This window comes from Alteromonas sp. AWQ4_252 (assembly GCF_056158205.1).
The window spans coordinates 1127824-1143701 of sequence record NZ_JBSWSV010000001.1 but is presented as its reverse complement, the minus strand read 5'-3'; the positions used below and the strand labels follow the sequence as shown (position 1 = coordinate 1143701).

At 46.0% G+C, this 15878-nt stretch carries 9 protein-coding genes; 5 read left to right on the top strand and 4 right to left on the bottom strand.

Annotated elements, in window-relative coordinates:
- Positions 1-47: 47 nt before the first annotated feature.
- Positions 48-1067 (bottom strand): aldose epimerase family protein, encoded by a 1020-nt coding sequence (locus ACXACM_RS05015; protein WP_474820216.1) that lies wholly within the window; start codon positions 1065-1067, stop codon positions 48-50.
- A gap of 246 nt (positions 1068-1313) precedes the next feature.
- On the opposite strand from ACXACM_RS05015, the gene ACXACM_RS05010 reads away from it, so the two are divergent.
- Together ACXACM_RS05010 and ACXACM_RS05005 are read left to right on the top strand one after the other, a co-directional pair.
- Positions 1314-2315, top strand: a complete 1002-nt coding sequence (locus ACXACM_RS05010) for a LacI family DNA-binding transcriptional regulator (protein WP_474820214.1) — start codon at positions 1314-1316, stop codon at positions 2313-2315.
- A 132-nt stretch (positions 2316-2447) separates the two neighbouring features.
- Positions 2448-4379 carry an alpha/beta hydrolase family protein gene (locus ACXACM_RS05005; protein ID WP_474820213.1) on the top strand — a complete coding sequence of 644 codons (1932 nt, stop codon included), beginning with the start codon at positions 2448-2450 and terminating at the stop codon, positions 4377-4379.
- 63 nt (positions 4380-4442) lie between these two features.
- Here ACXACM_RS05005 and ACXACM_RS05000 read toward each other — a convergent pair whose 3' ends face one another.
- A complete protein-coding gene (locus ACXACM_RS05000; RefSeq protein WP_474820212.1) occupies positions 4443-7538 on the bottom strand; it encodes a beta-galactosidase in 3096 nt (1031 codons plus the stop codon).
- Positions 7539-7650: 112 nt separating this feature from the next.
- Between ACXACM_RS05000 and ACXACM_RS04995 the strand changes: the two genes are divergently transcribed.
- Positions 7651-8475, top strand: coding sequence for a helix-turn-helix transcriptional regulator (locus ACXACM_RS04995; protein WP_474820211.1), 825 nt, complete (start codon positions 7651-7653; stop codon positions 8473-8475).
- Here the strand turns inward: ACXACM_RS04995 and glpD are convergent.
- Both glpD and ACXACM_RS04985 read right to left on the bottom strand, forming a co-directional pair.
- The gene (glpD, locus tag ACXACM_RS04990) at positions 8459-10012 is read right to left on the bottom strand and encodes a glycerol-3-phosphate dehydrogenase (RefSeq protein ID WP_474820209.1); all 1554 of its coding nucleotides are present in this window, start codon (positions 10010-10012) and stop codon (positions 8459-8461) included. The genes ACXACM_RS04995 and glpD overlap by 17 nt on opposite strands.
- A 246-nt stretch (positions 10013-10258) precedes the next feature.
- Positions 10259-11017: a DeoR/GlpR family transcriptional regulator gene (locus ACXACM_RS04985; protein WP_474820208.1), complete on the bottom strand. Its 759-nt coding sequence runs from the start codon at positions 11015-11017 to the stop codon at positions 10259-10261.
- A 161-nt stretch (positions 11018-11178) separates the two neighbouring features.
- Between ACXACM_RS04985 and glpK the strand changes: the two genes are divergently transcribed.
- Positions 11179-12663, top strand: a complete 1485-nt coding sequence (gene glpK, locus ACXACM_RS04980) for a glycerol kinase GlpK (RefSeq protein ID WP_474820207.1) — start codon at positions 11179-11181, stop codon at positions 12661-12663.
- A gap of 399 nt (positions 12664-13062) precedes the next feature.
- The gene (locus tag ACXACM_RS04975) at positions 13063-15777 is read left to right on the top strand and encodes a TonB-dependent receptor (protein WP_474824225.1); all 2715 of its coding nucleotides are present in this window, start codon (positions 13063-13065) and stop codon (positions 15775-15777) included.
- The last annotated feature ends 101 nt before the right edge of the window (positions 15778-15878 follow it).

Genomic DNA, 15878 nt, shown 5'->3' with positions numbered 1-15878 from the left:
CCGCTAAAAGAAAATTTTATGTTAATAACTATAGTACAAAATTTAACTTATTCTTGTGTGCCGAAATGATAGCGAATGATGGCCCTGTAAGGTTGCTCTGGAGTAATGATTGCACTGGGGAAACTCGGCTTATTGGGGGCATCGGGGAAGTGCTGAGGCTCTAAACAAAACGCGCCAAGTTGCTGTTCTCCCTGTAAATCACCGGTGTAACACTGTATCCCCGGCAAATCTGTATACAGTGACATAGTAATACCCGTATCTGCTGCGCTGGCAATAGCTGCAGGTTTATCTTCATCACGAGTATTCAGCACGTAATTGTGATCGTAACCACCAATAGGGTCAAACAAGGGATGAGCCCCCGAACACTGAGAACCAATTAAGCTTAGAGAAGTAAAATCAAACGGCGTACCACTTACAAGGGTGAAATTGCCTGTAGGCCTTAAGGTGCTATCAACCTCAGTAATGTTATCTGCATTCAGGTAAAGGGCCGTGGATTTGACCGATTTTTCACGACTCAGGGTAAAATATGCATGCTGGGTCATACTAAATGGTGTGGCTTTGTCTGTCGTCGCCTGCAGAGTGAGGGAAAGATCATTGTTATCATCCAGCCAGTACGTCGCTTCTACTTCCACGTTACCTGGAAATCCACTTTCACCATCAGTACTTGCGTGGGTCAGCTTTACTCCCACCGCACTTTCTGTAGAAACTGCGTCAGCGCGCCAGACTTTTTTATGAAAGCCATTCAGGCCACCGTGCAGACAATGTTCCCCGCCATTCTTATCTAACTGATAAGTTTCGCCGTCGAGAGTAAACTGGCCACCGCCGATCCGATTAGCGTAACGTCCCACCAGTGCGCCGCGATAACTTTCATCATTTATATAGCCATTTATATCGTCAAATTGCTGCACGCATTGGTGCAAAGCACCGTCTATATCAGGCACTTGCAGACTGTGTATGATGCCGCCGTAATTTAGTACTTCAACACTCATTCCGTTGCTATTTTCCAGCCGAAATAAGTAAACCGCCTGACCGTTGGCTTCCCCAAAATGCGTTTTGTGACTTTTCATCGTTCCTCAGTTCCCAGCAGGTGTCTTTTACACAAAAAATACAGTTTAATTACAACCGGTCTATTATGATAGTGCAAGGGTATACGTTTTCCTGAATTTGTTTTGAGCGTTATCTTATTTTCTTCCTGTTAACAATAGTCGTGGATTCGCGGGGACGGTAAAGGTAAAGTACAGCAAAATGTTGCGGCATATAAACCTAAGCCGCGAAAGAATATGCAGTTGCAATGAAATAGAAGTTCAAGAGTCATGGCCACTATAAAAGATATTGCCGAAGCCGCTGGAGTGTCACTTGCCACGGTGTCACGGGTTGTCAACGACGGCCCCAAGGTCGGTACTAAAACCCGTCAGCGCGTAAAAAAAATTATGGCAGAAATGGGCTATCGTCCCAACGCCAACGCGCGAGCGCTTGTCACACGGAAAAATACCGCTTTAGGTGTTGTGTTGGCCGAGTTGCATGACCCGTTTTTCGCTATGCTGGCTCATGGCGTTGAATCGGTCACCCGTAAAAAGAAAATTCAAATTCTCTTAAGCGCAGGCTCTATTGAAAAAGATACTGAGCTCAGAGCCATAGAAACACTGATGGAATACCGGGTTGAAGCCATGGTGGTACATAGTAAAGCACTGGATGACGACACCCTGATACGGTTCGCCAATCAAATCCCCGGCTTTGTATTAATTAATCGCTTTATACCCGCCATCGCTAATCGTTGTGTGTGGCTCGACAATGTTACCGGTGGCCGATTAATGGCAGAATATGCCATTTCACAGGGGCACACCAACCTGGCAGTAATTAGCAGCCAATACCGTATCGATGACCCAAATCACAGGCTTGAAGGCATTCGAAATGCTATTGCAAATGCCGGTCTGTCATTGCCAGACAGTCAGGTTGAGTACGCCACACCTGATCAGGAAGGTGGCGAACAGGCAATGCAAAACCTGTTGGCCACTGGTGCAAAATTTACCGCAGTACTAGCTTATAACGATGCCATGGCATCAGGCGCAATGACCATGCTGCAAGATCAGGGAATAGCAGTTCCTGAGCAAGTATCAGTGCTGGGCTATGACGATGTATTACTCGCAAAATATTGTCGCCCCAAGCTCACTACATTGCGTTACCCGGTTGAAATGATGGCGGCAAAAGCCGCAGAACTGGCTTTGCGTTATGCCAGTGGTGAAAAACCGGAACCTGGCATCATGTTTAAGTATACGCCCACGTTAATAAAGCGAAATTCGCTGGTCAGAGTCTAGCGCCCTTTGGCCCCCATTTTGACAACTGCATAGAAATCAGTAACTATTGAGGCTTATTTATCGTCATTAGCATTGTTAATGCTCATGGCAAGGGCCTCAATTCAAGGTCTGTTGTAACCAAGGATGGACAACATGAGTGTGCTTCGCGTATTGGCTTTTTTTATTGTGTTTTACGGGTTACAGTCGGTAGCAGTTCCCCTCCCAGCTTCCAGCTTCAGTCAACTTCCCAGCGCACAAAACCCACAACTTTCACCTTCTGGGAACAAGATGGCATTCATCGCAAATGTCAGCTCCCCCAAAGCGTCAGTCAGTTATCTTACTACCTTTAATTTTGACACTGGTAAAAGACAGTTATTGCTAAATTCAGATAACGAAACTGTTCGTATCCGCTGGTTTCGCTGGGCTAATGACGACCAAATTATCGTGAGTGCTGTTTATGCCGATAAGCGCCCGAACGGCTTCTCAAGAACAAAGGTAACTGAAACCCGGTTGTATGTACTGGATGCTAACACGCCGAAAGAACCAGAATTACTGATCAAACCCAGACGGCACCAGTACTATTCTCAATATCAGGATAACGTGATCGACTTTCTTCCTGACGACCCCGAGCATATTCTACTTGCAATAGATTTGGACCAAGCTCTACTGCCTTCTGTTTTCAAGGTGAATATCAATACGAAAAAGAAAAAGAGAATTGAGAAAGGCAAGCGCAAAATTCGTGACTGGGTAACTGATCAACAAGGTAATCTGCGCATTGGGATTAGTATAAGCTATAAGAACGGGGAAACTAAAATTTTACATGCTGAGCCCAATTCGAAAGACTTTGAACCGCTTTTTAGCTACAACGCTATGACTGAACCAGAAATAGCTATTCTGGGCTTTGGCCTCGACCCACATACCCTCTACTACAAAAAATATCACAATGGATTTCTCGCGCTTTTTCGCATGGATCTCAGAAACAAGTCTGAAAGTCTGGTACTGGCAGACGATAAAAGAGACGTGGATGGCAGGTTAATTTATTCCCGCAAATCCGGTGACGCTATAGGCGTAGGTCACTCGAATGCCAAAGGCGGAAAATACTTTTGGGACGAGGAGGCGAAATCATTTGCAGCGGCTATCAGCAATGCTCTGCCAGATACCAGAGCTGTTATTGTGAGCTTCGACAAAAAGGAGAACCGCTACCTCTTGTATACGGAAAAAGAAGACCAACCGGGCGAGTACTTCCTGGGAGATAGAACGACAAAGCAATTAGGATTCATGTTTGGTCAATACCCTGCTCTTGATGACGTTGTCTTACCAGAGCACAAACGCGTCACCTATAAAGCTAGGGATGGCATAACTATAGAAGGATATTTAACACTTCCCGACAACCCAAACAATGCGCCTCTCCCCACTGTAATTTTCCCCCACGGCGGTCCAGGAGCCAGAGATTACGATGGATTTGATTATTGGACGGGATTTTTTGTCAATCAGGGCTATGCTGTGCTGCGCCCCAACTTTAGAGGCTCTTCCGGCTATGGTTACGAGTTTGCACAAGCGCAGATGAAGGCCTGGGGGTTGTCTATGCAGGATGATATTACTGATGGCACACAATGGTTAATTGATGAATCCATTGCTGACCCAGATAAAATTTGCATTGTGGGCGCCAGTTATGGCGGTTACGCGGCGGCGATGGGATTAGTAAAAACACCGTCGTTGTTTAAATGCGGGATCAGCATCGCGGGTGTTATGAATTTGAAAATGTTAGTTTATCAAAGCCGCAAATATGTAGGTTCCAACTTCGTGGAAAATCAAATTGGTGATGACAATGACGACTTGGCCAGCCGCTCACCTTATTACGGAGTTGAAAAAATCACTTCCCCTCTATTGTTGATCCACGGAGAGGAAGATCGAGTTGTAGACGTATCACACAGCCGCCAGATGTTTGATGAAATGAAAGACGAAGACAAACAAGTTGAATATATCGAATTAGAAAATGGTTCCCATTTTCTCAAAATACAGCGCAATCGACATGCTGTTTTTGCGGCTATGGAGCGTTTTCTCGCCCATCACTTAAAGCAGTAAAAACTCTGGTCAGATTCAACCACACCGCTAGGGAACAGCAGTGTGGTCAATCAATCAAAAGGCTTACTGTGCCTTAAAGCAAACCTCGTAACGATACTGCTTTTTGGTCAGCAAGAACTCGTCGTGAGTACTTGGGCTCCAGGAGTCATCGCCTCCCACTCCCATGTGAGCATGGTCAATAAACACATAGAGATAACCGCTGTCTTGTAGTTCATTTGTGTGTTTTGCTTGCGCAAGCTGATGCTGACTAAAACGACTCACAGCAAAATGAAAATCGCCACTGACTGTTAGGTGCCCGGTGCTTAACGAGTGACAGTGGCTTCGAAGACCGTTATCCGAAGGAAAAATGTATGGTGTATGTAATGCATCTACAGGTTCTTTGTGCAAACCATATAACGCTCCTTCACAGCGATCAGGATAGTTTTCAAATGGTCCCAGCCCCTGCCACTGAACAAAGTCACTTCCATTCGCTGGGTCTACCGCCAGTTGTACCCCCACTCTCGGCATGGGTGGCAACTTTTCGTCAAAATTTACTTTCACATCAACCTTGAGTTGCCCAAGATTGCCAATTGTGTAGCTCCAACGGGTTTGCGCCTGTACCTGGCCTTCGTAGGTGTATTCGAAAAGTACCGTTATGCGCACATCGTCAATGCTTGTACTCTGAGTAACCCCTGCACAGGTTCTCTGCCACTTGCCCACACCCGATCGCTGCCATCGCGACTCCCATGCGTTGGGATCCGGGTTGTCTACCTCACTCACCCCAATGTCATTGTCGAGTGGCGCGCGGTAAAAATTATCTTCCATGGGTAACGCCAATACTGACTTACCCTCATATTTCCATTCACTTATCAAACCGGTTTCTTTACTCACTTCAAATGTAGAAGTGTTCACCTTAACTTGAATTGATTTCTCAGATTCGACAACATTGATCGATTCTTCTACTGAGGTACCAATTGACTGTGGAGCAAGGCCAGCATGATTAGCAACAGCAAATTGCTCTGCCATCATTTCGTGCCCCGATTGTGCCCAAGAGCAAGATTGTTTCAATACAATTTTAATATTGATATGATACATTACACCTGACTGGTGCTCATGTGTCGGATGGATGGAGTAACGCCTGGACTCTTGTGGCGCTAACAGAGCGTCTTCATGCCCGCTTTCCACTACCACACCATTTTCCAGTAATTCCCAAATCATTTGCTCATTATCGGAATGCCTGAACAAATACTCACTGGTGAGTTCAACTAAATAAGCATTGTCAGTTTCTTGTAGCGATGCTGTGATTTGACGCTGGCAGTATTTGGCCTCAAACAGTGACGGATGGGGCGAGCGATCGGGAAACAATAAACCGTTAATACAGAATTGCCGGTCGTTGTAGGTATCGCCAAAATCACCGCCGTAAGCCCAATAGGTGGTGCCTTCGCTGTCTGTCTTTTCTAAGCCCTGGTCTACCCAATCCCAGATAAACCCGCCTTGAAGCCTTGGATAGCTGCGAAACGCATCCCAGTAATCAGAGAAGCTCCCCAAGCTGTTTCCCATAGCATGGGCATACTCGCACAGAATAAGCGGTCGGTTCTCTCCGGGTAGCGATACCCACTTCTTAATTGACCATTTCGGTACTGCTTCATCCTCAACATCGGTATCTACTCTGGCGTACATTGGCGCAATAATATCAGTGGCACTGGTATCAGCACCGCCGCCCTCGTACTGCACCGGGCGAGAGGGATCGTAGGCCTTCGACCAACCATACATGGCATCGTGGTTTGGTCCATGTCCACACTCATTCCCCAACGACCACACTATCACCGATGGATGATTTTTATCCCTTTCGACCATTTGAGTATAACGGGCCATAAAAGCGCCAGCCCACTGAGGATCCGAGGCCAACCGGCCCATAGGAAACATACCATGGGTTTCAATGTTCGCTTCGTCTACCACATAGAGTCCGTATTCATCACACAGTGAGTACCATCTTGGGTGATTGGGGTAGTGAGCAGTTCTCACGGCGTTGAAGTTATTCTGTTTGAGCAAGCGAATATCTTCAATCATGTCAGCTTCAGTCACTGCGTGCCCCCGCGTTGGGTGGTGTTCATGACGGTTCACACCGCGAATAAGGAGCGGTTTGCCATTTACGCATAACTGCCCTTTGATCATTTCAACATTGCGAAAGCCAATGTCGTAGGCTTCGATGTCAATAGCGCAGTCTTGCTCATCCAGGAGTGTTGCCACTAAGCGATAACGGTAAGGAGTCTCTGCTGTCCAGTGTTTTGGCTCAGCGATTTCGACAGATTGAAAAACCACATCCTGCCAGCCGCCTTTTTCATCTATACGCCTGTTGTCGGTAGTTTCAGTACTTTGTGTACCGACTGGCACTTCCCCATCGAACAACTGGATCTTCACCTTGTAGCCTGCGGGCGCCTGAACAGCGGTACGCACACTTACCTTGCCATCCCGATAGCAAGCATCTAATGAGGGAGTAGCAAACACATCTTTGATGCAGTAAGTCGGTTTAGTCAGCAATGTCACATCCCGGAATATGCCGCTCATCCACCACATGTCCTGATCTTCCAGATAACTTCCATCCGACCATCTGATCACCATCACGAACAGTGTGTTATCGCCTTGTTGAAGCACCGAAGAGAGATCAAACTCAGCGGGTAAGCGACTGTCTTGGGAATAGCCAACGTATTGCTCGTTGCACCACAAATGAAAGGCACTGTTCACACCGTCGAAAATTATATGATTGCGTTTTTGCAGCTGTTCGGCACGAACATGGAAAACCTTTCGATAACAACCCGTGGGATTTTCATCGGGAACAAAAGGGGGGTTAACGGGAAAGGGATATTTCACATTGCAATAAATGGGTTTATCCACGCCCTGCAACTGCCAGTTTGACGGTACGGGAATGGTTCGCCATCCAGAGGCTACCTGTTCCGGTAGTAAATTTTTAAGAGCCTCATCAGGCACGGCTTCAGGACTCTGATACAAACAAAAATCCCACTCGCCGTTGAGAAGTTGCCGCTGCTGCCCGGTATTACTCAATGCATCTGAAAGCGTTGAAAAACCATTAAGTGGGCTATGAGCACGAACTTTGTTTCGCTGAATTACCGTGGGATTTTGCCATTCTTGCCTGGCAACAACGGTACTGATACTGGTCATAATAATGCTCCTGAGAGGGCCTCAAATTTCTGCTTCGCACTATAGCCAACTTCCTCCAATTACATTATGCTCAAAGCTCTCTTTTATTTATCCAAAAATATCATATTACATTTTGCTAACATCATTCACTGACATCGTAAACATTGGCCAAGATTGCGTAGAGCGCTTTATTGATAGTGTTAATGCACCTGAAATAGGCAGTTTAGACATAGAGTTAGCGGGTTGTTCAAATTTATCAGGCGAGTACCGGGTAGGCAGGGCCAGTCCCACCAATCACACCCTATTCTATACTCTTGAAGGCGCTGGTGTTGTGCGTACGCCAGATGGCGAATACCCTTTACCAAAGCATGGGTTGGCAGTTTTAAAAGCAAATGCGCCCTTTGAAGTAGAAATAGCCGATGTCCACTGGGATATAATTTGGCTTAATCTGTCTGATACATCCAGGTGGCATTCAATTTACGATGTCAAAGCGCCGGTAATCGAACATTGCGAACTCGAGGCTGTACATCACGCCATGGAGATATTGTATATTGAACAGCAACCTAGCCTGCGCGCCGCTTTATTGCCGATCATTGAAAAATACCTCAGCAAAACGGTGCTGTTTTCAAATACACAGCAGAAGCCCGACAGGCTGACCCAGCTTTTTTCCCATGTGAACAACCAGCTACAACTACCGTGGACAGTACGAGCCATGTGTGAACGGGCACATTATTCAGTTCCGCATTTACACAGATTGTGCTTGTCACAGTTTGGCAGAAGCCCTATACAGCATTTGATTTATTTAAGAATGGAAAGAGCAAAGAAACTACTTACTAACACAAACTGGCCAATCTCTCATATTGGCCAGTACGTGGGTTATCCGAATGTATTTAACTTTTCAAAACGGTTTAAAAAGTCAGAGGGATTATCACCTTCTGCTTTCAGGAAACAGCTTTAACATCTGAGATGGAGTCGCTGGCTTCAGAGGTCAGGGTGGAAACTTTTTCCACAATATATTGCTCTAGGTTCGCCTTTTGTGCCTCTGACAACCGCAAACCTTGTTTTGTTCGACGCCAAATAACGTCTTCAAGCGTACGGGCCCACTCGTGTTCAACGAGGTAATCTATCTCGGCCTGATGCATACCACTGCCAAAGTCCAGCCCCAATTCAGACACTGATGATTTACCTTCCAGGAATACATAGCACAACTTGCCATATTGACGTACGAAGCGTTGCACTTGTTTGTCGCTCAACCATGGAAAAGCCTGATTAAGCTCATCGGTAAGTTGTTGCTTGTTGGCAAACTCACCACCTGGAAGAGGCACCTTCTTAGTCCAGGCATCACCAGCATCAGAGAATACTTCGCAAAGCTTATTCACAGCGTGTTCTGCCAGCTTTCTATAAGTCGTGATTTTGCCACCGAAAATGTTTAACAGCGCAGGCTCACCTTCCCTACCCGTTAGCTCAAATTTGTAGTCCCGAGTAAGTTCTTGTGCAGACGCATTTTCTTCTTCAAGAAGCGGTCTCACACCACTGTAGCTGTGTACGATATCCTTAACGGTAATTTTCGTTTTGAAGTATTTATTCGTAATCGCCACCAGGTAATCGGTTTCTTCCTGTGAAATGCTGGCAGCACGTGGATCACCAGTGTAATTTTCATCTGTGGTGCCTACCAGTGAGAAATCATCTTCGTAAGGAATAACGAATACTATTCGCCCGTCTTCGTTCTGCAGAATGTACGCTTCATCTGTGTCATACAATTTCGGCACAATAAAGTGACTGCCTTTTACCAGGCGCATAGCATTGGGGTTTTTAATACCTGAAACCCGATCAAGAAACGAAATTGCCCATGGACCAGCAGCGTTTACAATGGATTTAGCCTGCACTATAAACGTTTCCCCCTGTTCATTGCGCATTGTCACAGTCCAGTATTTGTCACCTTTCTCAGCGCTAACCACTTCAGTGCGTACGTGAATTTGCGCACCTTTATCCTGAGCTGCCAAAGCGTTGAGCACAACAAGGCGAGCGTCATCAACCCAACCATCTGAATATTCGAAACACGTGGTAATTTCTTCTGATAGCGGGCTTTCCTTACCAACAGACAATTTCTTTGAACGGGGAAGGACATTTCGCTTAGCAAGTGAGTCATACAAAACCATGCCGATGCGGATCATCCAGGCCGGACGCAAATGTTTTTGATGAGGTAATCTAAAACGCAGTGGCCACATTATGTGTGGAGCCTTGGCAAGGAGCACTTCCCGCTCAGCCAGCGCTTCTTTTACAAGGCGAAACTCATAGTGCTCAAGATAGCGAAGTCCACCGTGAATAAGCTTGCTACTGGATGAAGACGTAGCGCCACCCAGGTCACCTTTTTCACAAAGTGCCACTGACAAGCCTCTGCCTACTGCATCAAGTGCAACACCAGCACCGTTTATTCCGCCCCCAACTACAAGGACATCAACGACATTCTGGCCTGTTTCAGCGTTATTCACCATGAACATATTCTCTTAACATTTATCACAATGCTGACTATTTGAACGCCAAAAAGAACACAAGTCAACACAAAACGAAAACAAACGAACATTACCAATGTTAAAAGTATGTTTCTAGTGATTTTATTTTATAGTGGGTATAACTGGGAGGAAGCAAGATATCTGTCGTGCATCATTTACTGATAGTGCGCGACTTCGTAGCAGCCTATGAAAAATGACTACAGTTAAAGAATACGTCGAGCCCTGATATCAGGCTTTCACAAACTTAATTTTATGCTCTTTAATGATTGGGGTAATTGAAGCAGGTGGTGTCTTATCACACACCAGATAATCGACTTGGGACAAGTGTCCTTGTTCCACCATGGCTTTACGTTCAAATTTAGAATAGTCAGCAGCTAAGATAACCGTTTGTGTATGTTCAATAATAGCCTGAGAGACCTTTACTTCGCGAAAGTCAAAATCAAGGAGCGCGCCATCAGCGCTTATACCACTAATACCGATAATGCCGTAATCCATGCGGAACTGGCTGATGAAATCGCAGGTCGCTTCCCCAATAATACCGCCATCTCTAAACCGCACTTCACCAGCGGCAATAATTACCGAAAAATCTTCCTTTGCAGACAATATGGTGGCCACATGGATGTTATTGGTAACAATGTGCAAATTTTTATGATGAAGCAATTTTGTGGCAATGAGTTCAGTTGTGGTACCAATGTTAATAAATAGTGACGATCCATCTGGAATCATCGCTGCTACAGCTTCAGCAATTCGTTCTTTCACTTCCTGATTCTGTGTTTTTCTTTCCTGATAGGGGGTGTTTTCCCAACTTTTAGTTAGCCCAGCACCGCCGTGGTAGCGACTGACCTTACCTGAATCCGCCAGTTGGTTGAGATCACGCCTTATGGTTTGCGGTGTGACATTGCAGTGAGAAACCAGATCGTCAATCGACATAAAACCAGTTTGTTTTAATAAGTTCAAAATTTTTTCGTGGCGCTGAGTTTGGTTCATTTGATCGCTATTTCCTTTTACACCTCAACAAATTATACAGTGTTAAACGTAAATTTAACATGTTCGCATTGAAGCTAAAATGTTCGTTTCCGAAAATTTACTATTGTTAATTGGCTGTAAATAATGCAAACTGCTGTCAAATAGCGTAACGGAGTGTTTACTTGAACAAGTTTATTCTTGCCATTGACCAAGGCACGACAAGTTCCAGAAGCATCATTTTCTCTTCTGCTGGTAGCATAGAGGCAATTGCTCAAAAAGAATTCCCTCAACACTACCCTAATGATGGTTGGGTCGAGCATGATCCTGAGCAAATTTGGGAAAGCGTTATCCTTACGTTAAAAGATGTTTTCAGCAAGTGCCAGGTAACACCGAATGATATAGCCAGTATAGGTATTACTAATCAGCGAGAAACCACCCTGGTATGGGATAAGCAAACTCGTGAACCCGTATATCCGGCAATAGTCTGGCAAGACAGAAGAACCTCGTCACTGTGTCGCGAGTTAAGTGAAGACAACGAGCTTGTTGACTACATTACCGAAACCACCGGGTTACTTCTGGACCCGTACTTTTCCGCAACGAAAATAGCCTGGATCCTCGACAACGTGGAAGGAGCCAGAGAAAAAGCTGAAGCAGGCCAATTGCTGTTCGGTACCGTCGATACGTTTCTTATCTGGCGTCTTACTGGAGGTCAGTCTCACAAGACGGATGCCACCAACGCATCGCGCACCATGTTATTCGACATTCACAGCCAGAAATGGGATGCCAAATTGTTGGATACCTTCCGCATACCTGAAGCTATGCTGCCTGAGGTGTTGGACTGTGCGGCTGATTTTGGCTCCCTTGATGAAAGTATACTAGGCACATCTTTGCCCATTGGTGGCGTGGCCGGCGATCAACAAGCAGCATTAGTGGGTCAAGCATGCTTTGAAAAAGGCATGGCGAAAAGTACCTATGGAACCGGTTGTTTTATGATTTTGAACACCGGTGACACCCCTCTCAAATCTGAAAACCGATTGCTAACCACTGTAGGTTATCGCCTGAATGGCAACACCACCTATGCGCTGGAAGGCAGTATTTTCATGGCAGGCGCAACAGTTCAATGGCTGCGCGACGGCCTTAAACTCATCGACGATGCTGCTGAATCAGAAGCCCTCGCCCAACGAGCCCGTCGCGATAATGGCGTATTTTTAGTACCTGCCTTTACCGGCCTTGGAGCTCCCTATTGGGATCCCGACGCCCGTGGCGCCATCCTCGGACTTACACGGGATACGGGCATTAGCGAAATCGTAGCGGCAGGTCTACAATCTGTTTGCTATCAAACTAAAGATCTTCAAAAAGCGATGGAAAGCGACGGTGCCAGACCGACCACTATTCGTGTGGATGGTGGTATGTCGCGTAACGATTGGGTAATGGGCTTTCTTTCTGACATTCTCGGTGCAGAAGTAGAACGCCCCGAAGTCACCGAAACCACTGCGTTAGGTGCAGCATTTTTAGCTGGATTGCAGGTAGGTGTATTTGAATCTGTGGATACCCTAACCGAATGCTGGAAGAGCGATAGTATTTATTCACCCAGACTTTCAAAGTCTGAGCGAGATCAGGCTTATGAGGGATGGAAAAATGCTGTTAATCGAATCAGATGTAGTTAAATTTTGCCGTTTTCGTGCAAAAAACACCTTGTAACCTTGATTTTATATACCAAAGTTAATTAATAACATTGTTATTACATTCTATAATTATGTTACTATTTACGGAATATTGGGGAAAACGTTTACATTAGTTTGACTCAAAATAAGAGGGAAGCCCTTATTTATTAGTGAATTATGCAAACTTTGCTGTAAATAAAGACAACCCAAAAAATGTGAAAGTCATGTTTAACACTTTCAGATGCAATTAGAAAATCACTAACTGCAGACTATTGCGAGTGTTACATGTTACCAAATCACGGAGAAAACACAGTGACACATAACACCAAGAAATCTAAGTTAGTCCCTATCGCAAAACGCTCTTTGCTGGGCGTTGCTATTGCCTCTGCTTTACACACGCCAATGGCTTTTTCTCAGGACGCCGCAGCGGACGGTAACGTAGAAGTTATCGAAGTTCGTGGTATTGTGAGCAGCCTGAAACGCGCCATGTCTGATAAAAAAGAAAGTATGGCTGTGTCTGACGGCATCGCTGCCGAGGATTTGGGTAAATTCCCTGATCTGAACGTTGCGGAATCGTTGCAGCGTATCACCGGTGTCTCTATCGACCGAAGTGGTGGTGAAGGTCAACAGGTTACGGTCCGTGGTTTTGGCCCGCAATTTAATACTGTACTGGTAAATGGTCGTCAATTAGCTTCTGACGCCGACGGTCGTGCGTTTAACTTTGACGTACTGGCAGCTGATCAAATCACAGGCGCTAATATTTACAAAAGCGCCGTTGCAAACATGCAATCCGGTGGTATCGGTTCTACCATAAATGTTAGCACAGCCCGTCCCTTTGATTACGACGGCATGCAGATCGTTGGTTCAGTAAAAGGCATGTACGAAGATCTGTCTGAGGAAGTATCCCCACAGGCCAGCTTCCTGGTGAGCAACACCTTTGCTGACGACAGATTCGGTGTATTACTTGCCGTTTCTCATCAAGAACGTCAGGTTCAAATCAACCGTATTCAAACTGGCGGTTGGCGTCCGGGTTTGACACTGTCAAATCGCAACGACGGCATTTTAGCTGACAATGTTTACTTCCCGAGAAACTGGGACCAGATTGTTGATCAGCAAGACAGAACCAGAACGAATGCGTCATTAGTAGCGCAGTTTGCACCTAGCGACGATATCACAATCACCCTTGACGGTTTTGTATCTAAGTTCGAAGTTGATTCACAAGTGACTGACTTAGCTTCTTGGTTCGAACCGGACCGTGTTGGTTCTGCAACTGTAAACCCAGACACTGGTACAGCTATTCAGTTTACCCAGGAAATCGATCTGCACCAAGGTAGTGGTAACCCAGCATCTGACTTTGTATCACACACTCGCAACCAACGTGATGTAACAAATGACGGCTTCGGGTTGAATGTTAAATGGAATATCACCGATTACCTGATTGGTAACTTCGATGTATCACACTCAACAGCTGAAAATGATATCGCTGGTGACGCGCGCTTTAACGTAGTTGGTATAATCAACAACTACGAGTTCGATAGCACGGGAAGCATTCCTACAGTTATCCACGACGGTTTTGGCAATGGTTCACTGCCAGATATCAACTTAAACCGTTTGCACTATAATGAGTTGGGTAACCCACGTGCGTCTGAAGATGAGATCACAGAATACAAAGCTGATTTCACCTATTATTCAGATGCTGAAGTATTCCAGCGCGCCGATTTTGGTGTATTGTACTCAGAACGTGAAAAGTACAGCTATCAGGAATTCGGTAACCAGTGTGCTTTCTGTGGTTACAACGAAGTGGCGCCAGTTGACGCCCTCAACATTCGCGAGTTTACTGCGAACAACTATTTCGACGGCCTGATTGATACTTGGTATACCTACGACGGCGATGCCTATCTAGACTACCTGGCATCACAAGGCGCTCCAGTAGTTACTTCACTTGCCTCTAACCACTACACGGTGGAAGAAGAAGTACTGGCGTTGTACGCACAATTCGAGTTCGGATACGACCTTGGCGATATGCCCCTTAACATCAACATTGGCGCCCGCTACGAAGAAACAGATGTGAGTGTTTCAGCGGTTCAGGCATTCTTGGAAGATATTATCCCTACCACAGACTTAACTTTGTTCCAGAACGTAGCTGGTCCTGAGGAAAACATCACTGGCACTTCTTCTTATTCAAGCCTGTTGCCCAGCATCAACGTGAAGCTGGAGTTGGAAGAAGACATGATTTTGCGTCTGTCGCGCTACGACTCTTTGAGCCGCCCAACCATGTCGCAGATGTCTCCAGCGACCACGTTTGGTGAGCCACGTCGTCAGAACCTGACTGCGTCAGGTGGTAACCCAGCGCTCAAGCCTTTTGAAGCGGAGAACTGGGACTTGTCCTTCGAATGGTACTACAGCGACGACAGTATCTTCAGCTTCGCGGTATTCAGCAAAGAAGTTGAGAACTTTATCGTTACTTTGTCTGGTGAAGAATCTTACACCATGAGTGCGCGCTCGGCGGACGACGGATTCCGTTGTACCTCTGCAGACTGTGCGGTAGGTGTTTCTCTTGACCCAGCCAACCCGGATGTAGATGTTGTTGCAACCACAGAAGAACTTAACGGTGCTGCTGAACTATTCACTGTTACCCGTCCGCAAAATGGGGAAACAGCTACAGTAACAGGCTACGAAGTGGCGATTACTCACGTGTTTGACAACGGCTTTGGTGTGACTGCGAACGCAACTGTAGTAAACAGTGATGCAGAAGTCAGCGGCGACACCACGCAAACCTTCGCACTTGAAGGCTTAGGTGATTCACAAAACCTGATCGTGTTCTATGAAAAAGACGCGTTCCAGGCACGTGTAGCCTTTAACAATCGCGAGTCCTTCCTGTTTGCCCTGGACAACACCTCTGTGGGTGGTGCAACTGGCGAACCTGTAACCACGAAGACTTACGGTCAGTGGGACGTAAGTGCAAGTTATGACATCAACGAGAATTTCACTGTTTTCGTTGAAGGCATTAACGTGACTGGCGAAGAGTTAACACAGGTCGGTCGTTTCGATGACCAAATCTACTCAGTTGAAGATAACGGCTCCCGCTTCGCGGTGGGTGTACGCGCTACCTTCTAATCTAATTGGCAGGGGCTTTCCCCTGCCATTTATCCATGGGCTACCTGGATTTTTGCCAGAGTCTATGGATAAATGGCACAACCCAACCAACCTGACGAATA

Excerpts from the sequence above, each read along its gene's own strand:
- ACXACM_RS05015 (WP_474820216.1), bottom strand. The coding sequence starts at position 1,067 with ATGAAAAGTCACAAAACGCATTTTGGGGAAGCCAACGGTCAGGCGGTT.
- ACXACM_RS05010 (WP_474820214.1), top strand. The coding sequence starts at position 1,314 with ATGGCCACTATAAAAGATATTGCCGAAGCCGCTGGAGTGTCACTTGCC.
- ACXACM_RS05005 (WP_474820213.1), top strand. The coding sequence starts at position 2,448 with ATGAGTGTGCTTCGCGTATTGGCTTTTTTTATTGTGTTTTACGGGTTA.
- ACXACM_RS05000 (WP_474820212.1), bottom strand. The coding sequence starts at position 7,538 with ATGACCAGTATCAGTACCGTTGTTGCCAGGCAAGAATGGCAAAATCCC.
- glpD (WP_474820209.1), bottom strand. The coding sequence starts at position 10,012 with ATGGTGAATAACGCTGAAACAGGCCAGAATGTCGTTGATGTCCTTGTA.
- ACXACM_RS04985 (WP_474820208.1), bottom strand. The coding sequence starts at position 11,017 with ATGAACCAAACTCAGCGCCACGAAAAAATTTTGAACTTATTAAAACAA.
- ACXACM_RS04975 (WP_474824225.1), top strand. The coding sequence starts at position 13,063 with ATGGCTTTTTCTCAGGACGCCGCAGCGGACGGTAACGTAGAAGTTATC.